This is a genomic window from uncultured Lutibacter sp. (assembly GCF_947493565.1).
GTDB classification, from domain to species: domain Bacteria; phylum Bacteroidota; class Bacteroidia; order Flavobacteriales; family Flavobacteriaceae; genus Lutibacter; species Lutibacter aestuarii.
The window spans coordinates 186,814-213,446 of record NZ_CANLRG010000001.1 but is presented as its reverse complement, the minus strand read 5'-3'; the positions used below and the strand labels follow the sequence as shown (position 1 = coordinate 213,446).

Annotated in this window: 19 protein-coding genes; all 19 read left to right on the top strand. The window is 31.2% G+C overall.

What is annotated here, in order from left to right; translation table 11 throughout:
- Position 1: 1 nt before the first annotated feature.
- The 19 genes from Q0714_RS00920 to Q0714_RS00830 all read left to right on the top strand — a co-directional run bounded on the left by Q0714_RS00920 (position 2) and on the right by Q0714_RS00830 (position 26,572).
- Positions 2 to 1,849: a sulfatase-like hydrolase/transferase gene (locus Q0714_RS00920; RefSeq protein ID WP_298262413.1), complete on the top strand. Its 1,848-nt coding sequence runs from the start codon at positions 2 to 4 to the stop codon at positions 1,847 to 1,849.
- The gene (locus tag Q0714_RS00915) at positions 1,849 to 3,261 is read left to right on the top strand and encodes a sulfatase (protein WP_298262412.1); all 1,413 of its coding nucleotides are present in this window, start codon (positions 1,849 to 1,851) and stop codon (positions 3,259 to 3,261) included. Before Q0714_RS00920 ends, Q0714_RS00915 begins: the two co-directional genes overlap by 1 nt.
- The gene (locus Q0714_RS00910; RefSeq protein ID WP_298262411.1) at positions 3,245 to 4,807 is read left to right on the top strand and encodes a sulfatase; all 1,563 of its coding nucleotides are present in this window, start codon (positions 3,245 to 3,247) and stop codon (positions 4,805 to 4,807) included. Before Q0714_RS00915 ends, Q0714_RS00910 begins: the two co-directional genes overlap by 17 nt.
- Positions 4,808 to 4,940: 133 nt before the next feature.
- Positions 4,941 to 6,443 (top strand): sulfatase-like hydrolase/transferase, encoded by a 1,503-nt coding sequence (locus Q0714_RS00905; protein WP_367181307.1) that lies wholly within the window; start codon positions 4,941 to 4,943, stop codon positions 6,441 to 6,443.
- Positions 6,443 to 7,924: a sulfatase-like hydrolase/transferase gene (locus Q0714_RS00900; RefSeq protein WP_298262409.1), complete on the top strand. Its 1,482-nt coding sequence runs from the start codon at positions 6,443 to 6,445 to the stop codon at positions 7,922 to 7,924. Before Q0714_RS00905 ends, Q0714_RS00900 begins: the two co-directional genes overlap by 1 nt.
- Before the next feature lie 14 nt (positions 7,925 to 7,938).
- Entirely contained in the window at positions 7,939 to 9,540 is a 1,602-nt protein-coding gene (locus tag Q0714_RS00895) for a beta-N-acetylhexosaminidase (protein WP_298262408.1), read from the top strand.
- A 30-nt stretch (positions 9,541 to 9,570) separates the two neighbouring features.
- On the top strand, positions 9,571 to 11,862 hold the full coding sequence (locus Q0714_RS00890) for a family 20 glycosylhydrolase (RefSeq protein WP_298262407.1): 2,292 nt from the start codon (positions 9,571 to 9,573) through the stop codon (positions 11,860 to 11,862).
- A 15-nt stretch (positions 11,863 to 11,877) separates the two neighbouring features.
- A complete protein-coding gene (locus tag Q0714_RS00885; RefSeq protein WP_298262406.1) occupies positions 11,878 to 13,455 on the top strand; it encodes a sulfatase in 1,578 nt (525 codons plus the stop codon).
- Complete coding sequence (locus tag Q0714_RS00880) at positions 13,452 to 15,218, top strand: glycoside hydrolase domain-containing protein (protein ID WP_298262405.1); 1,767 nt, start codon at positions 13,452 to 13,454, stop codon at positions 15,216 to 15,218. Before Q0714_RS00885 ends, Q0714_RS00880 begins: the two co-directional genes overlap by 4 nt.
- Positions 15,219 to 15,302: 84 nt before the next feature.
- Positions 15,303 to 17,078, top strand: coding sequence for a long-chain fatty acid--CoA ligase (locus tag Q0714_RS00875; protein ID WP_298262404.1), 1,776 nt, complete (start codon positions 15,303 to 15,305; stop codon positions 17,076 to 17,078).
- An 82-nt stretch (positions 17,079 to 17,160) separates the two neighbouring features.
- Positions 17,161 to 18,951, top strand: a complete 1,791-nt coding sequence (locus tag Q0714_RS00870) for a long-chain fatty acid--CoA ligase (protein WP_298262403.1) — start codon at positions 17,161 to 17,163, stop codon at positions 18,949 to 18,951.
- Between the two features lie 89 nt (positions 18,952 to 19,040).
- Positions 19,041 to 20,729, top strand: a complete 1,689-nt coding sequence (gene dnaX, locus Q0714_RS00865) for a DNA polymerase III subunit gamma/tau (protein ID WP_298262402.1) — start codon at positions 19,041 to 19,043, stop codon at positions 20,727 to 20,729.
- A 2-nt stretch (positions 20,730 to 20,731) separates the two neighbouring features.
- Positions 20,732 to 21,346, top strand: coding sequence for a hypothetical protein (locus tag Q0714_RS00860; RefSeq protein ID WP_298262401.1), 615 nt, complete (start codon positions 20,732 to 20,734; stop codon positions 21,344 to 21,346).
- On the top strand, positions 21,346 to 21,927 hold the full coding sequence (locus Q0714_RS00855; protein WP_298262400.1) for a tRNA-(ms[2]io[6]A)-hydroxylase: 582 nt from the start codon (positions 21,346 to 21,348) through the stop codon (positions 21,925 to 21,927). Before Q0714_RS00860 ends, Q0714_RS00855 begins: the two co-directional genes overlap by 1 nt.
- Positions 21,927 to 22,370 carry a DUF4268 domain-containing protein gene (locus Q0714_RS00850; protein WP_298262399.1) on the top strand — a complete coding sequence of 148 codons (444 nt, stop codon included), beginning with the start codon at positions 21,927 to 21,929 and terminating at the stop codon, positions 22,368 to 22,370. Before Q0714_RS00855 ends, Q0714_RS00850 begins: the two co-directional genes overlap by 1 nt.
- A gap of 62 nt (positions 22,371 to 22,432) precedes the next feature.
- Positions 22,433 to 23,848: a tRNA uridine-5-carboxymethylaminomethyl(34) synthesis GTPase MnmE gene (gene mnmE / locus Q0714_RS00845; protein ID WP_298262398.1), complete on the top strand. Its 1,416-nt coding sequence runs from the start codon at positions 22,433 to 22,435 to the stop codon at positions 23,846 to 23,848.
- A gap of 166 nt (positions 23,849 to 24,014) precedes the next feature.
- Entirely contained in the window at positions 24,015 to 24,431 is a 417-nt protein-coding gene (locus tag Q0714_RS00840) for a helix-turn-helix domain-containing protein (RefSeq protein ID WP_298262397.1), read from the top strand.
- Positions 24,432 to 24,527: 96 nt separating this feature from the next.
- Positions 24,528 to 25,622 (top strand): site-specific integrase, encoded by a 1,095-nt coding sequence (locus tag Q0714_RS00835; protein WP_298262396.1) that lies wholly within the window; start codon positions 24,528 to 24,530, stop codon positions 25,620 to 25,622.
- Complete coding sequence (locus Q0714_RS00830; protein ID WP_298262395.1) at positions 25,622 to 26,572, top strand: DUF6617 family protein; 951 nt, start codon at positions 25,622 to 25,624, stop codon at positions 26,570 to 26,572. The genes Q0714_RS00835 and Q0714_RS00830 overlap by 1 nt, the downstream gene beginning before the upstream one ends.
- Positions 26,573 to 26,633 lie beyond the last annotated feature (61 nt).

Here is a 26,633-nt window from a genome sequence, read left to right as displayed (position 1 = left end):
CATGAATACCCATTACTTTTATACGAGCATTAAAATTTTAATTTTAGGAATTGTGCTGGTTTATAACCTCAACCTAAATGCACAGTCTAAAACAAAACCCAATGTAATTATTATTTATACAGACGATCAAGGTGCTGTAGATTTAGGAAGTTATGGGGCAAAAGATATTTATTCACCAAATATAGACCAACTAGCTAAAGAAGGAACACGCTTCACCCAAGGGTATGTTGCTGCTCCTGTATGTGCACCTTCTAGAGCGGCTATGTTAACAGGAAAGTATCCTCAAAATGCAGGTGTTTCTGGAAATACTTCAGCAACTCCAAATTCCAAAGGGTTGCCTGCAGAACAATATACCATGGCTGAACTATTTAAAGACAATGGATATGCTACTGGTCATATAGGAAAATGGCATTTAGGAATGGATGAAGCTAGCAGTCCTAACAAACAAGGTTTTGATTATTCTTTTGGGCATTTAAGAGGTTGTATTGACAATTATTCTCATTATTTTTATTGGGAAGGTCCTAATGTGCATGACTTATATGAAAATGGCAAAGAAGTTTTTTATGATGGTACTTATTTTCCAGATTTAGCTTCTGAAAAAGCAATTAATTTTGTGGAAAATCAAAAAGATCAACCATTTTTCTTGTATTATGCCATAAACATGCCTCATTATCCATACCAACCAACTGAAAAGTGGAGAGAATTTTATAAAAATACTCCTAAACCTAGAGGAGATTATGCCGCATTTATATCTACCATTGATGAAAGAATTGGTTTTTTAGTTGACAAATTGGAAACATTAAATCTTTTGGAAAACACCATTATTATTTATCAGTCAGATAATGGTTATTCAACGGAAGTAAGAGCATTTAATGGTGGAGGAAATTCTGGGCCTTACAGAGGTGCAAAAAGTAGTCTTTTTGAAGGTGGAATTAGACTTCCTACCATTATTCAATGGAAAAATCACCTTCCTAAAAATACCGTAAACCATCAATTTTTAATGAATCTTGATTGGATGCCAACACTTGCTAGCCTATGTGGATTTACAACTCCTTTAAAAGATATTGACGGAATGGATCTTTCCCAAATGATTAAAAATCCAGCCACAAACTCCCCTAGAACCAGTGCTTTTTGGAAATATGGAAATCAATGGGTTGTTAGAAAAGGAAATTGGAAACTGATTGGAAATCCGAAAGACACTTCACATAAAGGAACCTTGGATTTTGAAAATGATGCCTTGTTTTTAACCAACTTAAAAATGGACCTTTCTGAAATGGAAAATTTGGCTAAAAAATATCCAGAAAAAGTGAAAGAACTTATTCAAGAATATATTGCTTGGGAACATGGAAACGAAAAAGACATTCCTAAAAAGATAAAAACAGTCAGTCATATAGCAGTCCATAAATTAATTACTACCCAAAGTAAATTAAATGCCAACTATCAAAATATTGAAGTTTTAATAGATGGTAAATTTGGATATGCTGATTTTAGCACTGGTCAGTGGATTGGTGTTGAAGGAAAAGATGTAGAACTCATCATTGATTTAAAAAATTCTGAACCTATTTCTGAAGTAGGTATCAATTATCTTTCTTCTGCTGGTAATTGGATTTTTCCTCCCCAAGAATTTGAAGTTAGTTTTTCTGAAGATGGTAAAAAATTTAAGAATTTAAAATCTGTAAAAATTAAACAAACCAAACAACAAAATAGTATCGACTATGCCTCTTTAAGTACCTCTCAAAAAAGTAGGTTTGTAAAAATAACCATAAAAGGTATTGGAGTTTGTCCAGATTGGCATACTGGAGCTGGAAACCCTGCTTGGTTTTTTATTGACGAATTAATCATAAAGTAATGATTAAAAATATTTTTATAAGTTTATGTCTTTTCATTTCAACGATAGGATATAACCAAAATAAACCTAATATTGTATATATCAATATTGATGATTTAGGATGGACAGATCTCTCATGTTATGGAAGTACATATTATGAAACCCCTAATATAGATAAACTCGCTGCTAAAGGCATAAGGTTTACCAATGCGTATGCTTCAGCTGCAAATTGTGCTCCCAGTAGAGCTGGATTACTTTCAGGCATGTACAGCCCAAGACATGGAATTTATACCGTGAATAATTCTGATAGAGGAAAAAGTAAACATCGTAAATTAATTCCAATTAAAAATACCACTGTACTTCATGATTCTATAATAACTATTGCTGAAGCTTTAAAAAAATCAGGATATACAACCGCTTCTATTGGTAAATGGCATTTAGGTAAAACTCCAAAAACACAAGGTTTTGATTATAATGTTGGAGGAACTCATGCTGGACATCCTCAAACCTACTTTAGTCCTTACAAAAACCCGAATCTAAAAGATGGACCTATTGGTGAGTATTTAACGGATAGGTTAACCAATGAAGCCATAACATTTATCAATAAAAACAAAAACGCTCCTTTTTTTTTGTATTTAACTTACTATACAGTTCACACACCAATTCAGGGGAAAAAAGAGCTCATTGATAAATACAACCAAAAGAAGCCAACTAAAAATCATTTCAATCCAACTTACGCTGCAATGGTTGAAGCGATGGATAGCAATATTGGTAAATTAATGAGCGCTCTCAAAAATTTAAATCTAACTCAAAAAACACTTATTATTGTTACATCAGACAATGGCGGCTTGTACTCAGTTTCCAAACAAACCCCTTTAAAACATGGGAAGGGCTCTTATTATGAAGGAGGAGTTCGTGTTCCACTTATCATTAATTGGGAAGCTAAAATTAAACCAAATACAATTTCCGAAACTCCAGTTAATAATATTGATTTTTATCCAACATTTTTAGAAATTACAAACACCAAAGCCCCTAAAACCCAACCACAAGATGGTCAAAGCTTAACTCCTATCTTATTTAATAAAGGAACCTTTAAAAAACGCCCTTTATTTTGGCATTTTCCGATTTATTTACAAGCCGAAAAAGGTTTTAATAATGACACAGGAAGAGATCCTTATTTTAGAACAAGACCAGGTTCTACCATAAGATATGGAAAATGGAAGTTGCATTACTATTATGAAAATAACGAAATTGAACTTTACAATTTAAAGGATGATATTTCTGAAAATCATAATTTACTAGAAAGCCATACCAAAAAAGTAAAGAAATTATTAATCTTATTAAATGATTTAAGGATACAAACAAAAGCACCCATTCCTACTAAATTAAATCCAACTTATAAAAACGAACATCAAAATGAGTCTAAAAACTAACTACATTACTTTTATAAATTTACTACTTCTACTTTTTATAAGTTGTACCCCTGAAAAAAAAGAAGTTGTTAATGTACCACCAAATATCGTATTTATAATGTCTGATGATCATACTTCTCAAGCTTGGGGTATTTATGGTGGTGTTTTAAAAGATTATGTAAAAACTCCAAATATCACACAATTAGCTAATGAAGGTGTGGTTTTAAATAATGCCTTTTGTACCAACTCTATATGCGTACCTAGCAGAGCAACCATTTTAACTGGACAATATAGTCATAAAAATGGGGTATACACATTAAATGATGCGTTAAACCCTGATAGTTTAAACATTGCTAAAGTGCTACAAAAAAATGGATACCAAACAGCAATTATTGGAAAATGGCATTTAAAAAAAGAACCTAGCGGCTTTGATTATTACAATATTTTACACGATCAAGGCAGGTATTGGGATCCTATTTTAAGAACTTCAGAAAACTTTTACAAACCTGCTGAAGAATGGGATATCCATAAAGGCTTTTCAACTGATGTAATTACAAATTTATCAATCAAATGGTTAGAGCAAAGAGATCATAGCAAACCTTTTATGTTAATGACTCATTTTAAAGCAACTCATGAACCTTTTGATTTTCCTGAAAGATTTAAAGATTTATTTAAAGATATTGAAATTCCAGAACCAGCTAACTTACTAGATTTTTATTCAAAAAATTCTGAAAGAACCTTTGAGGGTCAAACTCTAGAAAATTTGGGGTTACGATGGGAAACAGCTTCAGCTGATCCAGATAGTTGGTGGTGTAAATATCCTGAACTTCCATTTTCAGTTAAAGGAATGGATTCCATCACTGCTAGAAAACATATTTATCAAAAACTTGTCAAGGATTTTATGAGATCTGGTGCAGCTATTGATGATAATATTGGAAAGCTATTGGACTATTTAGAAAATTCGGGATTGGCAGAAAACACGGTGGTTATTTATACTGCCGATCAAGGATACTTTTTAGGAGAACATGGCTTTTTTGACAAACGTTTAATTTATGAAGAATCTCTTAGAATGCCTTTTGTAATTAGATATCCGAAAGAACTAAAAGGCGGTAAAAGAATTGATGATCTTATTTTAAATATTGATTTTCCAGCATTAATGGCTGACTATGCAGGAGTCAAAATTCCTGCCTCTATTCAAGGAAGAAGTTTTAGAGAAAATTTAAAAGGGAACACTCCTAACAATTGGAGAAAATCAGCCTACTACCGTTATTGGCAACACTATCCAGTAAGACCGGGTCATTTTGGAATTAGAAATGAACAGTACAAATTGGCGTTTTTCTATGGTCAAGCATTAGATATGACTGGTTCTTCCAATGAAACCACAGCTCCAACTTGGGAATTTTATGATTTAGCAAATGATCCACATGAAAATCATAATCAATACCAAAACCCTAATTATGCTGAGATTATTAAAGATATGAAATTAGAATTGGTAAAGCAACGAAAAGCTTATGGCGATACTGATGATAATTACCCTATAATAAATGAACTCCTAAACACCTATTAGAACAATTAAAAATTAATAATAATACTATAGAAATTACTGTAATACTTTTGATAACATCTGAATTCAAACTATATTTGTGTGTTCGAACACATTATTTTGAGTAACTAAAAGGCAAAAAAGTGATAGCTTAAAAATGACTAGCAATATGATTACTTCGTTTAAAATACACAATAAGCTAAAAAATACTAAACGTATTTTACTATTTTGTTTGTATATAGGATCCGTTAACTTTATTTTTTCACAAAACAAAATCAAAACAACTGACAGACCAAATATTATCTTAATTATGGCAGATGATTTAGGTTGGGGAGATGTAGGTTTTAACGGAAATAAAATCATTAAAACCCCTAACTTAGATCAACTCGCAAATAATGGCATTACTTTTAAACGATTTTATGCGGCTGCTCCAGTTTGTTCACCTACAAGAGCAAGTTGCTTAACTGGTAGAAATCCTTATAGACAAGGTATTTATACTGCAAATACAGGAAAATTAAAAAAAGAGGAAATTACACTATCTGAGATTTTAAAAGATGAAGGATATCAAACAGGAATTTTTGGGAAATGGCATTTAGGAACACTTACAACAAAAGAAAAAGATGCCAACAGAGGAAAACCTGATAATTATAAACACTACTCTACCCCAGATATGCATGGGTTTGATGAGTATTTTGTAACCGAATCTAAAATACCAACTTTTGATCCTTTAGTGTATCCTGAAATTTTTGATGAAAAGCAAGGTGAAAGTTGGAGATATGGTTGGTCTGCAATAGAAAATAAAAAAACCAAAAATTACGGTACATCCTATTGGACAGGTAAAGACGAAAAAGCATTAGTAAAAGATATTGAAGGAGAAAACACTAAAATTATCATGGATAAAGCCATTCCTTTTATAGCTAAAGCCATAAAAAGCAACACTCCTTTTTTTACAGTAATTTGGATACATACCCCACATTTACCAGTGGTAACTGATAAAAAAAATAGAGATATATATTCTAAATATACCCATCAAGAACAATTGTATTATGGAAGTATCACCGCAATGGATACTCAAATTGGGAGACTCTATGATTTTTTAAAAAAACAAAAAGCAGCAAATAATACAATGATTTGGTTTGCTTCAGATAATGGTCCTGAAGTAAACACTCCAGCTACTGCTGGAATCTACAGAGGGAAAAAAAGAGATTTATATGAAGGCGGTTTGTTAGTTCCTTCATTTTGTATTTGGCCTCAACAAATACCTTCAGGAAAAACCACCAATATAGCTTCGGTAACTAGTGATTATTTTCCTACAATTTTGGCTATGTTAAATATAAAAAATAAGAGTACCTATCCTATTGATGGAATTGATTTAACCAATGCCATTTATGGAAATCAAAAAGAAAGATATTCTGGCATAGGATTCCAATACCCAGATAAAATGTCATGGGTAAATGATACTTATAAGCTAATTAGAAATGGGAAGGATAAGGCTTTCGAAATGTACCATCTTATAAATGACCCCAAAGAAAAAAATAACATTATTAATAAATACCCTAAAATAGCCAACCAATTAAAAAAAGAACTATTTGATTGGGTTAAATCTTGTGAAAAAAGTGAAAAAGGTGCTGATTATCATAATCCTAAAACCAAAAATTAATGATGAAATATTACCTCCTTGTTTTAAGTTTTGTTTTCTGCATTTTATGTAGCTCATGTAGTGAAAAAAAAAGAGAAACCAATTTAGTGAATAAATCACCTAATATTGTTCTAATAGTTGTGGACGATTTAGGCTTTGCTGATATGAGTCATACTGGTTTAGCCACAGATGTAAAAACACCCAATATTGATGAACTTGCTAAAAATGGGGTATATTTTAACAATGCATACGCTACTTCATCCATTTGTAGCCCTTCAAGAGGTGGATTAATCACCGGAAGTTATCAACATCGCTGGGGAACTTTTTGGTACGGAGGAAAAGGTATTCATAATAACAATTATAAAACCATTCCAGAACTATTGAAACAAAAAAACTATGCTACTGGTTATGTAGGAAAAGTTCATTATGGTTCTAATGACTATCAGACTGATAATAGAAGCTTCCCTTTAAATCATGGGTTTGACTATTATTTTGGAAATACTTCTGCCCGTAAACATTATTTAAATCATACAGACTCAATAGAAACGGCTTTTCAAAAAGTTAAGGAAGAACATCATAAAAAAGGACAAAGTTTAAGGCAACAAGCTTTTTGGAAAAATAAGTCTAAGTTTGATACCATTGGATTTTCAACAGAAATCTTTGGAGTAAAGGCTCGAAATTTTATTCATAAAAACAAAAACAATCCGTTCTTTTTACAAGTATCTTTCAATGCAGTTCATAACTTTACACATCAACTTCCTAAAGAATATTTAGAAAAAAAGGGATTAAAAGGCTTAGAAGATTGGGATCCTGCTAAAGAAGAATATTACGATTGGTATCAAAAAGCACGATACCCAAACAATCCTGAAGGTAGAGCTTTATACTTAGGTCAGTTAGATTATTTAGATACTGAAATTGGGAAAATAACTAGCTATTTAAAAGAGGAGCATTTATTAGAAAATACTATCCTAATTTTTATAAGCGACAATGGAGGCTCCACTCCTATTTATGCAAATAACGCCCCATTTAAAGGTTCAAAATATACTTTATATGAGGGAGGTATTCGAGTTCCACTAATAATTACATATCCACAAAATTTTCAAAAAGGAAAAACATTAAATAATGTTGTAAGTGCTATGGATATTTTACCAACTATTTGTGCAGCAACAGGTATTGACATTCCTTCTAATATTGATGGAATTAACATGTATGATGTATTAAACGGAACTAATAATAAGTTACAACACGAGTTTTTAGTATGGGATAATAATGCCCAAACAGCAGTAAGAAAAGGCTCATGGAAATTAAGAACTGCCAGTGACAAAGCCAAAAGCAATTCTGAATACGAAATGGTTGAAATGGAGTATGGAACGTATTTATACAATTTAGAAAACGACCCAGGCGAAACTACCAATTTGGCAAAACAGTATCCAAAAATTATGAATGAATTAAAAAATATTCATCAAGCTTGGAGAACCGAAATTAACGAAACCAATCAATAAAAAATACAGAACCCATGAAAATTAAAGTAGTTCTCTTAATTCTAACATTTTGGTTGCCAACTATGGCACAACAAACAGAGTTTCATATCATTCCAAAACCCAATCAAATAGAAATATTTAATGGATTTTTTGAAATTCATAAAAACACTCAAATTGTAGCTTCGGAAGCTACTCTAGAAACCGCAAAACAGTTTCAAAGTTTTATATTCAATCGCTATCACTTAAAATTAGCTATTGGAAATACGCAACAAAAAAATAAAAATAATATTGTACTAAAATTAGCTAATAATCTTGCTAAAGAAGCATACCAATTGTCCATTACTAAAAATCAAATACTTATTACAGGTGGTTCACTTACAGGTATTTTTTATGGATTTCAAACGATACAACAATTTTTGCTTCAACAACAAACCATAGAGCTTCCAATAAAACTTCCAGTATTAAAAATTGAAGATGCACCAAAATTTGGTTGGAGAGCATATATGTTAGATGAATCTCGTTATTTTCATGGAAAAGATTTTGTAAAATTAATCTTAGATGAAATGGCTTTATTAAAAATGAATATTTTTCATTGGCACTTAACCGATGACGCTGGCTGGAGAATTGAAATAAAGAAATATCCTAAACTTACCGAAATTGGAGCTACAAGAGCTGATTCAGAAATTGAAACTTGGGGAAGCGGTAAAACTTCTGGAAAAACACATAGTGGCTATTACACACAAGAAGAAATAAAGGAAATTGTTGCCTATGCGGCTGCTAAACATATTACTATAGTTCCCGAATTTGAAATGCCTGGACATTCTAGCGCAGCAATTGCAGCTTATCCTTGGTTGGGTACATTAGGTAAAAAAATTGAAGTTCCAGTTAAATTTGGTCGCCATTATGACAATTACGATGTTACCAAACCAAAAGTACAACAATTTATCAAAAATGTTTTAAATGAATTATTTGAATTATTTCCATCAGAAGTAATTCATATTGGAGGAGATGAAGTTGGTTATAAAGTATGGGAAGAAGCCGAGCATGTACAAAAATACATGAAAGAAAAAGGCTTGAAAACACCAGCCGATTTACAAATTTATTTCACAAATAATATCTCCAAATTTATTGAAAGTAAAGGAAGAAGAATGATGGGGTGGAATGAAATTATGGGAAAAAATATTCATAAAGGATTTGAAGAAAAAAAACACGACAAAGAAGCTGAAACATCTTTAGCGCAAAATGTAGTGGTTCACTTTTGGAAAGGAAATTTAGAATTGGCTACCGAAGCTGCAGAAAAAGGTTATGGTATTGTAAATTCTTTACATAGCAACACGTATTTAGATTACAGTTACAAATCAATTAGTTTACAAAAAGCTTATAACTTTAACCCTATTCCTGAAGGGTTAGAAGAAAAATACCACAAAAACATTTATGGCTTAGGCTGTCAAATGTGGAGTGAATGGACACCAACTAACAATGATGTAGCATACCAAACCTTCCCTAGAATTGCTGCTTTTGCTGAAGTTGGATGGACCAATACAACTGCTAAAAATTTTGAAACTTTTAAACAAGCCTTAAAATTATTGCAGCAACATTGGAAAAATAAAGGGATTAACTATGCTAATAAACTTTAATTAAAATATAATTCATTCCTAAAATAAATTATGAAAAATCTACTTTTTTTACTCCTAATTTCAACTATTTTTAGTTGTACCCAAAAAAATAAAACATTCCAAAACTCTGAAATTTCAGTTATACCAGAGCCTACAAACCTAATTTTAGAAGACGAATCTTTTTTATTCACTTCCACAACTCAAATTTCAATTGAAGAGGATAATCAACTAATGGCTGCTACGTATTTAAACGATTTATTTAAACAGGCGGCTGGCTTTAATTTTACAGTTAAAAAATCCAATTCAGCTGCTTCTATTACTTTTAAAAAAGTAGAAAGTTTAGAACCAGAAGCTTACACCTTAAAAGTTTCTCCTTCCAAAATTGTAATTAGTGCTAATGATGCTGCAGGTTATTTTTATGGAATACAAACGCTTAGACAATTGCTTCCTGCTGAAATTGAAAGCAAACAACCTATGGATGTAGAATGGTTGGTTCCTTGCGTAACTATCCAAGACAGCCCTCGTTTTTCTTGGAGAGGAATGCATATGGATTTCAGTCGTCATTTTTTTAGTTTAGAAAATGTAAAAACTTTTTTAGACTATATGGCAATGTATAAAATGAATACCTATCATATGCATTTAACCGATGACCAAGGCTGGAGAATTGAAATAAAAAAATACCCATTATTAACCCAAAAAGGCGCTTGGAGAATTGAAAGTTCTCATGATAAAGAATGTAAAGAATTAGCCAAAATAAACCCTTCATTTACTATTGATGAACAACATTATCATGAAATAAATGGGCAAAAAATGTACGGAGGCTTTTTTACTCAAAATCAAATCAAAGAAATTATTAGCTATGCTTCTGATAGAAATATAGAAGTGATTCCTGAAATTGATATGCCTGGTCATTTTAAAGCTGCTATCGATAATTACCCTTATTTATCTTGTACAGGCAAAGCTGGTTGGGGCAATCACTTTTCAATACCTGCCTGTTTAGGGAAAGAAACCTCGTATCAATTTGCCAAAGATATTTTAAGTGAAGTTGCAGCGTTATTTCCTTCAAAATATATACACATTGGTGGTGATGAAGTAAATATTGACTCATGGAAAAAATGTCCAAACTGCCAAAGAGCCATTCAAAAAAATAAGCTAAAAAATGAACATGAACTACAGTCTTTTTTCAATAAGGATATAGAACAATTTTTACATTCAAAAGGAAAAAAATTAATAGGTTGGGATGAAATTGTAGATGGAGGCTTATCTAGCGATGCTACAATAATGTGGTGGAGAAACTGGGCTCCAAAAGCAAGATACATAGCTGCAAATAATGGTTCTAATATGATTATTTGTCCTGATTTTGAATATTATTTCGACTTTACTAATGAAGCAACTCCAATTGACAAAGTTTATAATTACGAACCTGTTCCTGAAGATTTTACCAAAGAGCAAGAAGCCCATGTACTAGGAGTACAAGCCAATTTATGGTCCGAGAGAATTCCAAATTTTAAAAGATTGCAATACCAAACTTTTCCAAGAATTTTGGCTTTGTCAGAAACTGCCTGGAGCTCAAAGTCCAATAAAAATTATGATGATTTTCAACAAAAACTATTAAATCATTATCAAAGATTAGATTTTTTAGATATACAATATTACATTCCTACTGTAGAAGGTTTAGCTGATAAAATTGCATTTTTAGATGAAGCTAAAATAACCTTAACTACCCCATTAAGTGGTATGGATATTTATTATACTTTAGATGGTACACAACCAACTAAAAATTCTTTAAAATATACAGCTCCTTTAACTATTTCAAAAAATACAACTATAAAAACAATTGCTTACAGAGGAAACAACGCTAGTGAAGTTAAAACTGCAATTATTGAAAAGCAAACCTATAAAGAGCCTTTAAAAATTGAGCCTAAAATAGGAAATATCCAACAATGGATTGCTTTAAATAAATTTAATGTAGTTGAAGAAGTAAAATTGCCAACTCAACCAATTTGGAAAACCACACAAAAAATTGATTTAACCGGGTATGAAACTAAAGACCAAGTATCGATGGTTTTTAAAGGTTATTTTAAAGCTGAAGAAGATGGTTTGTATCAATTTTCTACAAAATCAGATGATGGCAGCTTACTTTACCTTCACAACAAGTTAGTAGTAAACAATGGTGGCAACCACGCAGCCATACTAAAGGATGGAATGATCGCCTTAAAAAAAGGATGGCATCCAATAAGTATATATTTTCACGAAGCTAGTGGTGGTAACGAATTAACTGTTTGGTACAAAAGTCCAACTCAAGCGCAAAAAAAATTAGAAGGCTCAGTTATAGCCTATTAAAAAATACTGGTGATTTTGAAAATTTATTCTAAATACTTTTATCTTATACTCGTACTACTATTTTCAAATATATTTATAGCTTGTAAAAGTAGCTTCAATAAGTTTAAAAAAACAGCAACTACTCAACCCAATATTATTTTATTTATGGTTGATGATATGGGATGGCAAGATACCTCTGTCCCTTTCTGGAAAGAAAAAACCAATTTCAACAAAACGTATCACACTCCCAATATGGAACGCTTAGCTAGTGAGGGAATGAAATTTACTCAAGCCTACGCCACACCCGTTTGTACGCCAACTAGGGTGAGTTTAATTTCAGGGATGAATGCCGCTAGACATCGAGTGACTAATTGGACATTCAAACGAGGAGTTTCTATGGTGGCCCCTCCTAAAGAATTACAAATGCCTCTTTGGAATTTAAATGGAGCACAACCAAGCGACTCTATCGAACGTTCTGTTCATATAACACCTTTGCCACAATTATTAAAAAATAAAGGGTACAAAACTATCCATGTAGGAAAAGCTCATTTTGGAGCTATTGGTACTCCTAGTGCCAATCCTTTAACCCTAGGATTTGATATAAATATAGGAGGACACGCTGCTGGACAACCAGGAAGTTATTATGGAACAGACAGCTTTAAAAATAAGCGTAGTAAAGAAAAAATTTGGGATGTTCCAGGTTTAGAAAAATACCACGGAAAAGATATTTTTTTAACTGAAGTACTAACCATTGAAGCTATAAATGCTGTTGATAAAGCAGTAAACCAAAAAAAACCCTTTTATTTATATATGTCTCATTATGCCGTACACACCCCTCTACAAGGAGACCCAAGATATGAGTCAAAATATCTAGCTCAAGGCTTACATCCTACTGAAGCTAAATATGCTTCATTAATAGAGGGAATGGATAAAAGTTTAGGTGATCTTATGGATTATTTAGATAAAAAAGGAATTGCCAATAATACCATCATCTTATTTATGTCTGATAATGGAGGCTTAAGTGCCGTTGCAAGAGGTGGTACTAAGCATACACATAATAAACCATTGTCAAGTGGAAAAGGAGCTGTTCACGAAGGTGGAATTAGAGAACCCATGCTTGTAAAATGGCCTGGCGTAACCAAAGAAAATTCTACCACAAATAGTTTCGTAATTATAGAAGACTTTTTCCCTACTATTTTGGAAATGGCACATATTTCAAATTATCAAACCATACAGAAAGTTGATGGTCAGAGTTTTACTCCTATTTTAAAAGGAAATAATTTAAATACAAACTCTAGAGCTTTATTTTGGCATTACCCTAATAATTGGGGGCCAACAGGACCCGGTATTGGAGCTAGCAGTACTGTAAGAAAAGACGACTGGAAACTAATTTATTATCATATAAACCAACAATTTGAGCTTTTTAATATTAAAAATGATATTGGTGAAACTACCAATTTAGCCTATAAAAATAACCATAAAACAGTAGAATTAGCTAAGCTCTTAGGAAATTACTTAAGAAGTGTAAATGCACAAATGCCTAGCTACACTAAAACAGGAAATAATGTGCCTTGGCCTGATAATACAATTGTTCTACAAAAATTAAATAAATGAAACATTTAAATTTACTTTTCTTTATCATTGTTAGTGTTATAATAATTGGATGTCAACAAAAGAAACCACTTCAAATAAGTGCTACGTATCTAGAACCTTTAGACCCTGCCCCAAACTCTCTTGAAAATTGGAATGTTATTGAAAATGGTTTGCATGCTTCTATAGTACCCATATCAAAACGATTTGTAAAAAGTGATTTACCTAAAATTCCAATTGAAAAAAACTGGACTACAAATGTTTGGAAAGGCGAACGTGCTTCTTTACAATTAGCTCTTTGGAGTAAAGATTCTATCACAAAAGTAGTTGCTGAAATTTCAGATTTTAAATCGGAAACTGGAGAAAAACTACCTTCATCCATTGCCCAATCTCGCTTTGTTAAGTATGTAATTACAGATGAATTTGCACAAGGATGTGGTTATAGAAAACCTGAAGATTTTAAAGCTTCTCTTGTTGCAGATGCGCTTGATACCGTTAGTTCTTATGCTGTTAAACAATTTGAAACAAGACCCCTTTGGATTACCATAAATATTCCTGAAAATGCAACTCAAGGCACTTATGTAAGCACATTAAAACTACTAATAGAAGGTCAAAAAACGCAATCTTTTACTTTATCATTCAATGTTCTACCCAAAACATTACCTCCTCCAACAGCATGGAAATTTCATTTAGATCTATGGCAAAACCCCTATGCTGTTGCTCGCTATCACCAAGTTGAGCCATGGTCAAAAAAGCATTGGGAATTACTTACCCCTTTAATGAAGGAACTGGCTGATGCAGGGCAAAAAGTAATTACAGTTTCACTCAACAAACGTCCTTGGGGAGGACAAACTTTTGATCCTTTTGATAGTATGATTAAATGGATAAAGAAAGCTGACGGTACTTGGGAATATGATTTTACAATTTTTGATACCTGGGTTGAATTTATGATGAACCTTGGTATTAAAAATCAAATCAGTTGTTATTCTATGGTTCCTTGGGGAAATGAGTTTTACTATTTTGATGAGGAAACCAACCAAGAACTAAAAGTTAAAGCTCCTCCAGGCTCAAAAGAATATGAACAATTATGGATTCCTTTTTTAACTAAATTTAAAGTACATTTAAAAACAAAAGGGTGGAATACTATTACCCGTATGGCTATGGATGAACGTAAACCAGATGAAATGAAAGCCATGTTTAACTTACTTAACACCTATGCACCAGAATTTGGAGCTTCGTTTGCAGACAATCATAAAAGCTACAAATTATATCCAAATCAGTTAAAAGATTTGTCAGTTGCCTTTGGAGCAACTATCGATGAAGAAGATTTACAACTTCGTAAACAAAATGGATATATAAGCACACATTATGTTTGTTGTTCAGACAAGTTTCCAAATGTATTTACATTTTCCGATCCTTCAGAAGGAGTTTTTATTGGATGGTACTCTATAGCAGCAGGTTTTGATGGGTTTTTAAGATGGGCTTATAACAGTTGGGTAGAAAATCCTTTGCAAGACTCAAGATTTAGAACTTGGCCTGCAGGAGATACCTATTTGGTGTATCCAGATGCACGTAGTTCTATTCGTTTTGAAACTTTAAGAGAAGGAATTGAAGATGCTGAAAAAATTAGAATTCTTAGACAATACCTAAGCGAAAATAACAAAATTGAAGAATTAAAAGAATTAAACAAAATGGTTGAAAAATTTAACATTACTACAAAACCCCCTCACCTCGATCATTTAATTCTAGAAGGAAAAAGTACCTTAACACGTCTTTCAAAACTATAAAAACCAATTTAAAATTATAACTAAGGATTTCATTTTTGTGAAATCCTTTTTTATTTCTATTTTGCATCTATGTAAAATTAACCTATGCCTACTGAAATATCTCGATTATTTGATTTTGCTTATCAGCAACTAAATGTCAATCCTAATGCTAAATGCTTCAATACAAAAATTGGAGAACAGTGGGTAAGCTGTTCAACTAAAAATTATTTAGAACAAGCTAATACTATAAGTAGAGCGTTATTAAAATTAGGTGTACAACCTAATGATAAAATTGCTGTTGTAACTTCAAACAATAGAATTGAATGGAGTATTTTAGACATTGCTGTGCTTCAAATTGGTGCGGTAAACGTTCCTTTATACCCTACAATATCTTCTAAAGATTATAAATTTATCATCAACCATTCAGATGCTGTATTGTGTTTTGTATCAGATGAAGAATTGGCAAAAAAAGTAGATCAAATAAAAGAACATACTCAATTAAAAAATATTTATTCTTTTGATGAAATTTCAGATGTACCAAGTTGGAAATCCCTTTTAAATTTAGGAAAATCCACTAGCAATCAACATGAGGTAGATGATTTAAAAGCTAAAGTCCAACCTAAAGATTTGGCAACAATTATATACACCTCTGGTACTACTGGTGTTCCAAAAGGTGTTATGCTATCACACCAAAACATTGTTGAAAATACAATTGTAAGTGCTAAAGCGCTAGATTTAGAACCTAGTAACTATAAAGTACTAAGCTACTTACCTGTTTGCCATATTTTTGAAAGATTTGCTTTATACTATTACCAATATATGGGTTTTGAAATTTATTTTGCAGAATCCGTAGATAAATTAGGAGATAATTTAAAAGAAGTACAACCCCACTTTATCCCTGTTGTTCCAAGATTATTAGAAAAAATTTATGATAAAATTGTAGACAAGGGAAGCGATTTAAAAGGTCTCAAAAAATTAATGTTCTATTGGGCGTTAGATTTAGGAAAACACTATGAACCTTACCATAAAAATGGTTGGTGGTATCATTTTCAGCTTAACATTGCTAAAAAAATTGTTTTTAGCAAATGGAGAGCAGCATTGGGAGGAAATATCAAATTTTTAGTTTCAGGTAGCGCACCACTTCAACCCATACTCATTAAAATTTTTACCGCAGCAGGTATTCCAGTTTTTGAAGGTTATGGCATGACAGAGACTTCTCCCGGAATTTCCATCAATGATTTTAGACATCGAAAATTTAAAATTGGTACGGTGGGAAAAGCCCTAGAAGGCATTTCAATAAAAATTGCTAGTGATGGAGAAATTTTAGTAAAAGGCTCAAATGTAATGATGGGATATTATAAAAATGAACAACTTACAAAACAAACTATTATTAATAATTATTTGCATACAGGTGATATTGGTGAATTGGATTCTGAAGGTTTTTTAAAAATAACAGACAGAAAAAAAGAAATGTTTAAAACCTCTGGTGGAAAATACATTGCTCCTGCTGTTTTAGAAGGTAAACTTAAAGAATCTCGTTTTATTGAACAGGCTATGGTTATTGGAGAAAATGAAAAAATGCCTGCAGTAATCATTCAACCTCATTTTGAATTTTTAGTTGAATGGGTGAAACGAAAGAAAATTAAAACTGACGGATCTTTTAAGGCAATCATCTCAAAAAAAAGAGTAAAAAAACGCATTCAAAAAGAAATTGATAAAGCAAATGAAACTTTTGGGCAATGGGAACAAATAAAAGCTTTTGAATTAACTTCTGAAATTTGGTCTGTAGAAAACGGGTTACTCACCCCTACTATGAAAATTAAACGCCGCTCTATAAAATCAAAATACAAAAATTTATTTGGCAAAATATACAAAAAATAATTTTAAACTATTCCAAATTCCAAACTTGTAAATTCATATTATTTTTATAATTTGCGATATTACACTTAACCAAAACTATACCATGTCAATAAAAGTTACCAGAATATTCGATTTTCCTCAATATCAATTAGAAACATTCAACCTTAAAAATGCTTTCAACACTAAATATAATGGTGAATGGGCTGCAACTTCAACTAAAGAATATATTGATAAAGCCAATGCTGTAAGTAGAGGTCTTTTAAAATTAGGGATAAAACCTGGTGATAAAATTGCGGTAGCTTCAACAACCAATAGAACAGAGTGGAATATTTTAGATATTGGAATTTTACAAATTGGAGCAATTGGAGTTCCTATTTATCCAACTATTACAAAGGATGATTTTGAATATATTTTTAATCATGCTGAAGTAACACTTTGTTTTATTTCTGATGAAGAGTTATTTAAAAAGGTTTCAAAAGTAAAAAAGAAAGTGGCAACACTCAAAGAAATCTATTCATTTGAACACGTTGATAAATGTAAAAACTGGGAAGAAATAATTGAATTAGGTAAAGATGAAACTTTACAACCTGAAGTACAAAAAATAATGGATAGTGTAAAAACCGAAGACTTAGCCACAATTATTTATACATCAGGTACTACAGGAAGGCCAAAAGGAGTTATGCTTTCGCATAGCAATATAGTAAGTAACGTACTTGATAGTATGCCACGTTTACCATTAAAAATTGGAGACTTTAAAGCCTTAAGCTTTTTACCTGTTTGTCATATTTTTGAAAGAATGTTATTGTATTTATATCAATATTCTGGATGCTCTATTTATTTTGCGGAAGCTATCGATAAAATTGGAGACAACTTAAAAGAAGTAAAGCCAAACTTTATGACTGTAGTGCCTCGCCTGTTAGAAAAAGTTTATGACGGTATTATAAACAAAGGATCAGAACTAAAAGGTATTAAAAAAGCTTTGTTTTTTTGGGCTGTAGACTTAGGCTTAAAATGGGAACCTTACAACAAAAATGGTTGGTGGTACCACAAAAAATTAGCAATTGCAGATAAATTAATCTTTAGCAAATGGAGAGAAGCCTTAGGAGGAAATATTGAAACTATGGTATCTGGTAGTGCTGCGCTTCAACCTCGTTTAGCAAAAGTATTTTCTGCCGCTGGAATGCCAATTATGGAAGGGTATGGCTTAACCGAAACATCTCCGGTAATTTCTGTAAACATGCTAAAAGATCATATGATGAAAATTGGAACTGTTGGAAAAACAATTGACAATGTTGAAGTTAAAATTGCTGACGATGGTGAAATTTTAGTTAAAGGCCCTAATGTAATGATGGGGTATTATAAAGATGAAGAAAAAACAGCCAGTGTAATGACGGGTGAATATTTTCATACTGGAGATAAAGGAGAAGTTGACCAAGATGGTTTCCTAAAAATTACTGGTCGCAAAAAAGAAATTTTCAAAACTTCTGGAGGTAAGTATATTGTTCCGGCATTATTAGAAAATTCCATAAAAGAATCTCGTTTCATTGAACAGGTTTTAGTTATTGGAGAAGGACAAAAACTACCCGCTGCAATTATCCAACCCTCATTTGAATTTTTACGTGAATGGGCAAGAATTCACCATGAACCAATTTCAGGTAGCAACCAAGACTTAATTGAAAACCCTCACATTATTGAAAGAATTGAAAAAGAAATTAAAAAGGGGAATAAAGGATTTGGAAAGTGGGAGAAAATAAAGAAGTTTGAATTAACTCCTGATGTTTGGGGAATTGATAATGGCTTGCTAACTCCTACTATGAAACCTAAACGCGATGAAATCATAAAAAAATATTTGTATTTATATAATAAAATTTATTCTGAAAATCCAAGAGAATAAGTATTCAATTAAAAGTTTAAAAAACCTACATCATATGGTGGTATTCAACTTAGGTTTTTTTATTTTTGCATAAATTCATATTAAAATTAATGGAACATTTTATAGTATCAGCTCGAAAATACAGACCTCAAACTTTTGAGGAAGTCGTTGGGCAACAAGCCATTACAAACACGCTTGAAAACGCTATAAAAAATAATCATTTAGCACAGGCGTTATTATTTACAGGACCTAGAGGTGTAGGTAAAACAACATGTGCCAGAATATTAGCAAAAAAAATCAATCAAGAAACTTCTGAACAAACAAATGAAGATTTTGCTTTTAATATTTTTGAATTAGATGCTGCATCTAACAATTCTGTAGACGATATAAGAAATTTAACCGATCAAGTTAGAATTCCTCCTCAAACTGGAAAATACAAAGTATATATTATTGATGAGGTTCATATGTTATCTGCTTCTGCATTTAATGCTTTCTTAAAAACGCTTGAAGAACCTCCAAAACATGCTATTTTTATATTAGCTACTACTGAAAAACACAAAATAATTCCAACCATTCTATCTCGTTGTCAAATATTTGATTTTAAAAGAATTGGAGTTTTAGATGCTAAAAAATATTTAGAAAAAATAGCTAAAGTAGAACAAATTACTGCAGAAGACGATGCCCTGCATATTATTGCACAAAAGGCAGATGGAGCCATGCGTGATGCCTTATCTATTTTTGATAGAGTGGTAAGTTTTTCTGGTAATCAATTAACTAGAAAAGCTGTAACCGAAAATCTAAATGTTTTAGACTACGATGAATATTTTAAAACTACCGATTTACTTCTTGCAAATGATATTCCAAAAGTATTGATTCATTTAAACAATATTTTATCGAAAGGATTTGATGGGCATCATTTTATAAGTGGTTTAGCTTCTCATTTTAGAGATTTATTAGTAGCTAAAGATAAAATTACCATTGATTTGTTAGAAGTTGGAGACAATGCTAAAAAAAAATACCTAAGTCAATCTGAAAAGGCAGACTTACGTTTTTTACTTCAAGCCATAGATGTAGCCAATAATTGCGACTTAAAATATAAAAGCAGTAAAAATCAACGGTTATTGGTTGAACTTACTTTAATGCAATTAGCCTCTATCACTTTTGATGGAGAAAAAAAAAATGACAAGCCCTACATCATAGCCGCATTACATTTTCAAAAAAACAAGGTTATTAAGCCTAAAAAGGCTTCAAAAAATATAACTGAAGTTAAAAAAACAAGTACAGAAATTGCTGTACAAAGCCCTAAAAAAGAACAACCTAAACCTATTTTAATTACCAATAATCGTAGGCGTTCTGCACTATCATTAAATAGTGTTCATCGTAAAAATGAAATTTCAAAACTTGATGTTGAATTTGAAGAGGTTGAAGGTTTACCTACTGATGCATTCACCAACCAAAGTCTTGTAAAATTTTGGGATAATTATAAAAAAAATTTAATTAAAAGAGGAAAAAAAAGTTTAGCATCTATAATGAGTGCTAGCATTCCATCAAGCAAAGGAAATAATATACATTATAAGCTTCCAAACTTATTAATGAAAGATCAATTTGAGAGAGATAAGCCTAATGTAATGAAATATTTACGTGAAAAGCTGAACAACTTTAAAGTTGATATTATTATTGAAGTTAATGAAGAAGAAGCTAAAAAATACGCCTACACACCTCAAGAAAAATATCAAAAATTAAAAGAAAAAAATGAGGCAATAGAATTACTCAAAAAAACCTTTGACCTAGACCTATAATAATGTTTATAAATTTCTTTCTTAACATAGATTATTATAATTTAGATTTAAAATTATTAATCACATTTTTAATTGTTTTTTTTATTGTTTTCATTGCAGCAAACCAAATTGCTAAAGTTTTTCAAAAAATAAAATTTCCGTTAATTACTGGATTAATAATTACAGGAATTATTACTGGTCCTTCTTTTTTAAATTTTATTACACCAGCTTATTTAGAATGCTTAAATTTTTTAAATGAATTAAGAAGTCGTGTTAAAAGTATCAAATGGATGACTATTGGTCAGCTTTTCATCACTTTTTTTATGAGTTCAACAGTCATTTATTCCATTGCAAGTTATATTCCATTTATGAAGCAAATGGAATATACTCATAAAGTTGCAGTTGCGATACTGGATGATGGACAAGATTCTATGGAACTTGAAATAAGAAATGAAGACATCCACGGTATACGCTTAAGAAATTTACGACTTTCACCTGATGTGTTAGTGCTCTCGGTAAAAAGAAAAAGTCAACTCTTAGTATCACTCGGTTATACTCGCTTAAGATTAGGCAATATCATCACACTAGTTGGTACTATAACTAGCTTAGAAAAACTTAAATTTAAATTTGATACATAATGTTAGGATTGAAACTTCCAACTGACCCAAGATGGGTTAATATCGCAGAAAAAAATATTGATGAAATTTTAATTGACCATGCACATTGTGAATTAAAAGCCGCCTCAACTGCCAATTCATTAATTATGAGTTTTCCTGAATACTCTGAATTAGTTTCAGAAATGGTTTCTTTAGTAAAAGAAGAAATGAGTCATTTTAAAATGGTTCATGAAAAGTTGTTAAATAGAGGAATTAAGCTTGGGCAAGATAGGAAAGACAGTTATGTAAACAACCTATTAAAATTCTTTCCAAAAGGTGGAAGCAGAACTACACAATTGGTTCATAGATTATTGTATGCAGCGTTAATTGAAGCTAGAAGTTGCGAACGATTTAGATTGCTTTCTGAAGGAATAGAAGACCAAGAATTAGCGAAGTTTTATCGTGATTTAATGGCCTCAGAAGCCAATCATTATACGTTATTTTTAAATTTCGCACGTAAGTTTGGAGTTCGTAAAGAAGTTGATAAAAAATGGAATGATTTGTTAGAATATGAGGCTGAATTAATGAAAAATTTAGGAACCCAAGAAACCATTCACGGTTAATGTTTAGTAAAGAAGAAGCCGCTCAATTAAGAAAAGAATTTTGGACCAATTTTGGAAAATCGTTTCCAAGAAAGTGGCTGTTATACAATACGAAAATTAAAGGGTTTAGTTTTAAATTTGTAGCTGATAAAAAACAAGCTTTAGTGTGTTTAGATATTGAATCTTATGACCCCATCAAAAATGAGCTTTTATACGAACAACTCGTAGATTTAAAAAGTGTATTAAAAGAACAATATTTACCATCTATTATTTTTGATAAACAATACCAATTAGAAAATGGTAAAATAATACATCGAATTTATGTAGCTCATAATCAAATTTTTAACATTCATAATAAAAATACTTGGCAAGCTGCATATGAATTTTTTTATAAAAACATGCATCAATTTGAAGAATTTTATGAAGATTTTGAAGACTTTATAAAAAGAGCTATTTACGAATAAAATATATAGATTGCATTTAAAATAATTTTTAACACATTTTAAAATACTGTATTTTTGTATTTATGGATAACGCTGTTACAAATGATACTATTATAGCTTTAGCAACTTCATCAGGTGTTGGTGCTATTGCAGTTTTAAGACTGTCAGGAAAAAATGCAATTGAAATTGTAAACAACCATTTTAAATCTAAGTTTGGTAAAAAAGATTTAACACAAGTTAAAACACATACCATTCATTTGGGTAATATTGTAAATAAAAACCGAATTATTGATGAAGTATTGGTTTCTGTATTTAAAAATCCTAACTCATATACAGGTGAAAATGTGGTAGAAATTAATTGCCATGGCTCTGTTTACATTCAGCAAGAAATACTACAGCTTTTTATAAAAAATGGTGTACGAAACGCCAACCCAGGAGAATTTACCTTACGTGCTTTTTTAAATGGAAAAATGGATTTAAGTCAGGCTGAAGCTGTTGCCGATTTAATTTCATCCAATTCAGCAGCATCACACCAAGTTGCCTTACAGCAAATGCGTGGTGGATTTAGTACAGAAATTGAAAACCTACGCCAACAACTACTCAATTTTGCAAGTTTAATAGAACTAGAATTAGATTTTTCTGAAGAAGACGTTGAATTTGCAGATAGAACTGAGTTCAAGAATTTAATTGATAAAATTAGTGCGGTTTTAAAGCGTTTAATAGATTCTTTTGCTTTAGGGAATGTACTAAAAAATGGAATTCCAGTTGCCATTGTTGGAGAACCCAATGTGGGAAAATCAACCTTACTTAATGCGTTACTAAATGAAGAAAAAGCTATTGTAAGCCACATAGAAGGAACCACAAGAGATGCCATTGAAGATGAAATTACGATTGATGGTGTTGCCTATAGATTTATAGATACCGCAGGAATTAGAAACACCGAAGATTTTGTTGAAAATATTGGAATTCAAAAAACTTTTGAAAAAATTGAACAAGCTCAATTAGTTATCTATTTATTTGATTTAGAAAAGGTTAAACACAAAAAAACATTAATTAATAATAGTTTTAGTGAAGTTAATAAGCTAAAAGAAAAACACCCTAATAAACATATTTTAATTATTGCAAATAAGGCAGATACTATAAATAACACCCTAAAAAATGAGGTGAAAAAGGTATTTAAAAACAATGACATCCTATTTTTATCAGCAAAAGAAAAAACCGGTATTTATGAACTTACCTCTACCCTAACTCAATTAGCCAATAAAGGTGCTTTAAGCAACAATGAAACTATTGTCAGTAATTCACGTCATTTTGAAGCACTTACTAATGCTTATAGTTCAATAAAAGAAGTTCAAAAAGGAATAGAATCAAATATTAGCACCGATTTATTTGCCATTGATATTCGACAAGCATTATTTCATTTAGGTGAAATCACAGGAGAAGTAACTACCGATGACCTTTTAGGAAACATCTTTGCTAACTTTTGTATCGGGAAGTAACCACACTTTCTTTTCTTGTTATCTACTTATTTTTCATATAGTTACATATTTTTAATTTCCTTTTTTTGTTGCTTTTTTGCTCTTTTTAAACTAAATTTGTTGTATATCTGTTGCCTTAAATACGGATTTGTTGCCCAAATCTGTTGGCTAAAAGATTGGCGAATTGATGCACCATATTGCCCCACGTTGCACCATAACGCTACATAAAGCACCATTTATGAGTAGTAATTTATACATTCCAAAAAATTGCAAATACTGCGGTAATGCATTTACCGCAAGAACAACAGTAACAAAATACTGTAGTGATACCTGTGCTAAAAGAGCATATAAAGCACGTAAACGTGAAGAAAAGATTCAAGCTATACTTACAAAGGATATGCAACAACCAAAAGAAGTTGTTCAAGTTATCAATCCAAATGCAGTAAACAATAAAGATTTTTTAAGTGTTACGGAAGTATCTCAACTAATTGGTGTTAGTAGATGGACTGTTCAAAGAATGATTCAACAAGGACGTTTAAAAGCAGTTCCTTTTGGTAGAAAACGAATTGTAGCCAGATGGCAAATAGAAAACCTTTTTAATTAATAGCCTATGAAATAAGCCATAACAAATCTTGATTCCCACCGAGATAATTATTGGCGAATTCCATCTGACCTAATTAAAACAATAAAAAATAAACAGATGAAAGTAACTTTAAGAGAACGCCAAAAGAATAACAAAATTAGCTTGTATTTAGATTACTATCATAAAGGTAGTCGTAAATCAGAATACCTACGATTATATTTAAATCCAAATCCTAAAAACAAAACGGAAAGAGATTTAAATAAAAAAACTAAAAAATTGGCTGAAACCATTTGTGCGCAAAGGCAATTAGAAGTTCAGAATGGTATTTATGGATTTCAAGATATAGAGAAGTTAAAAGGTAGTTTTATTACTTATGTTACAACATTGGCTGAAAAGAAAAACACGAGCTCTGGAAATTATGGCAATTGGAATAGTATGCTAAAGCATTTAAAAACCTTTTGTAAAACAGATATTAGTTTTCAAGAAGTTGATAAAATATTTGTACAAAAATTCAAAGATTATTTAGATAAAGATGCAATGGCAAGAGCTGGTAAAAAACTCTCTCAAAACTCTAAATATTCATACTTCGGTAAATTTTGCGCAGCGTTAAAACAAGCGGTTAAAGATGGTATTTTAAAAGTAAACCCTGCAAATGGTGTTGAATATTTCAAGCAAGGAGAACCTCAACGAGAATTTTTAACACTCGAAGAATTACAAAAAGCGGTAAATACAGAATGTGAATTACCTTTATTAAAAAAGGCTTTTATCTTTTCAGCTTTAACAGGTTTACGTTGGTCTGATATTGAAAAATTACTTTGGTCAGAAATTCAGCATTCTAATGAAATGGGTTATTATATTAGGTTTAGACAAAAGAAAACTAAAGGTGCAGAAACACTACCTATTTCAGAACAAGCAAGAGAATTATTAGGAGAAGAAGGTAAACCAAACGAAAAAGTATTCGGTAATTTGTATTATAGTGCCTGGACTAATTTAAAACTGCAACAATGGATGATGAATGCAGGAATAACTAAAAAAATTACGTTCCATTGCGCTCGTCATACCTATGCTACCCTACAACTAACTTTAGGAACTGATATTTACACAGTTTCAAAACTTTTAGGACACAAAGAGTTAAAAACAACTCAAATTTATGCAAAGGTTATCGACAACAAAAAGAAAGAAGCTGCTAACCGTATTAAACTAGATTTATAATGAGTGGAAGTGTATTTTCAAAATTGGTTTCAATAACCAACGGTTTACACAGGGATAATAGGTCGGAAAGAGAATTTGACGTCCTAAATTCTGAATTAAAGGAACTACCGAAAGTAATAAGTACGGTTTTTAAAGTAAACTTTAAAAGACCTTTAAATAGTAAAAAGGGATATTACAATAAATTGATTTCAAATGAAGTAAAAGCTGAATTATCAGCATTCAAAAATCACTTCCCAAAAGATGCGACCAATCCCGAAAATAAATACAATTTTGCTATCCTTTATAACAAATTTGATAAGTACCTAAAAGATATTGCCAGTTATATTAAAAAGCGAGGTATCACAACAGATTTAAGTAGTGATAACGATTATATCATTAATTATTTAAAAACATCAGCAATCCACTTATATGCTGAACTACAGGAACAATACGAACAGTATTCAGAAACACCTCAATTTACAATTAAGGAAGTAGCCGAAAAGTATTTTAATGATATTGAATTTGATGCATCCCTATTTGAAAAAGTAGATATTTCTAAAAAGGTTGCAGTTAAAAAAACTTCAAAATCGAAACGCAAGCCAAAAACCTCGTTTGGTTATAAAAATAAAGACACCTCTGGACTATTGAAAGTATTAAACGATTTTCAATTAAGAGTTGATATGCTTGACAATAGAACTACAGTACAACAGTTATATAGCCTATTAATAGCTAAAGATTTTACAGAAGTAAATACACAAATTTATATTCAATGTGAAACAACACAGTTTAGCTATATTGTGGATGTTCTCAAACCATTCTTTACAGGATTCAATCCAACTTCTATTGAACGTTCAGGTAAATTTATCACCAAAACAGGAACGCAATTAAAAGCAAATAATCTTCACAAAAACAAAGTTCACAACCCAAAAGAAAAGGAAGAAATAGACAATATTATCCAACAACTGCAATAAAAAACAGTAAGATTAGTAAGAAATCTTACTGTTATCTTACCCTTGCTTTACACTCTTACTA

What these genes read in the sequence shown, in the direction of transcription:
- Q0714_RS00920 (WP_298262413.1), top strand. Translation starts at nt 2, where the DNA reads ATGAATACCCATTACTTTTATACGAGCATTAAAATTTTAATTTTAGGA.
- Q0714_RS00915 (WP_298262412.1), top strand. Translation starts at nt 1,849, where the DNA reads ATGATTAAAAATATTTTTATAAGTTTATGTCTTTTCATTTCAACGATA.
- Q0714_RS00910 (WP_298262411.1), top strand. Translation starts at nt 3,245, where the DNA reads ATGAGTCTAAAAACTAACTACATTACTTTTATAAATTTACTACTTCTA.
- Q0714_RS00905 (WP_367181307.1), top strand. Translation starts at nt 4,941, where the DNA reads ATGACTAGCAATATGATTACTTCGTTTAAAATACACAATAAGCTAAAA.
- Q0714_RS00900 (WP_298262409.1), top strand. Translation starts at nt 6,443, where the DNA reads ATGATGAAATATTACCTCCTTGTTTTAAGTTTTGTTTTCTGCATTTTA.
- Q0714_RS00895 (WP_298262408.1), top strand. Translation starts at nt 7,939, where the DNA reads ATGAAAATTAAAGTAGTTCTCTTAATTCTAACATTTTGGTTGCCAACT.
- Q0714_RS00890 (WP_298262407.1), top strand. Translation starts at nt 9,571, where the DNA reads ATGAAAAATCTACTTTTTTTACTCCTAATTTCAACTATTTTTAGTTGT.
- Q0714_RS00880 (WP_298262405.1), top strand. Translation starts at nt 13,452, where the DNA reads ATGAAACATTTAAATTTACTTTTCTTTATCATTGTTAGTGTTATAATA.
- Q0714_RS00875 (WP_298262404.1), top strand. Translation starts at nt 15,303, where the DNA reads ATGCCTACTGAAATATCTCGATTATTTGATTTTGCTTATCAGCAACTA.
- Q0714_RS00870 (WP_298262403.1), top strand. Translation starts at nt 17,161, where the DNA reads ATGTCAATAAAAGTTACCAGAATATTCGATTTTCCTCAATATCAATTA.
- dnaX (WP_298262402.1), top strand. Translation starts at nt 19,041, where the DNA reads ATGGAACATTTTATAGTATCAGCTCGAAAATACAGACCTCAAACTTTT.
- Q0714_RS00860 (WP_298262401.1), top strand. Translation starts at nt 20,732, where the DNA reads ATGTTTATAAATTTCTTTCTTAACATAGATTATTATAATTTAGATTTA.
- Q0714_RS00855 (WP_298262400.1), top strand. Translation starts at nt 21,346, where the DNA reads ATGTTAGGATTGAAACTTCCAACTGACCCAAGATGGGTTAATATCGCA.
- Q0714_RS00850 (WP_298262399.1), top strand. Translation starts at nt 21,927, where the DNA reads ATGTTTAGTAAAGAAGAAGCCGCTCAATTAAGAAAAGAATTTTGGACC.
- mnmE (WP_298262398.1), top strand. Translation starts at nt 22,433, where the DNA reads ATGGATAACGCTGTTACAAATGATACTATTATAGCTTTAGCAACTTCA.
- Q0714_RS00840 (WP_298262397.1), top strand. Translation starts at nt 24,015, where the DNA reads ATGCACCATATTGCCCCACGTTGCACCATAACGCTACATAAAGCACCA.
- Q0714_RS00835 (WP_298262396.1), top strand. Translation starts at nt 24,528, where the DNA reads ATGAAAGTAACTTTAAGAGAACGCCAAAAGAATAACAAAATTAGCTTG.
- Q0714_RS00830 (WP_298262395.1), top strand. Translation starts at nt 25,622, where the DNA reads ATGAGTGGAAGTGTATTTTCAAAATTGGTTTCAATAACCAACGGTTTA.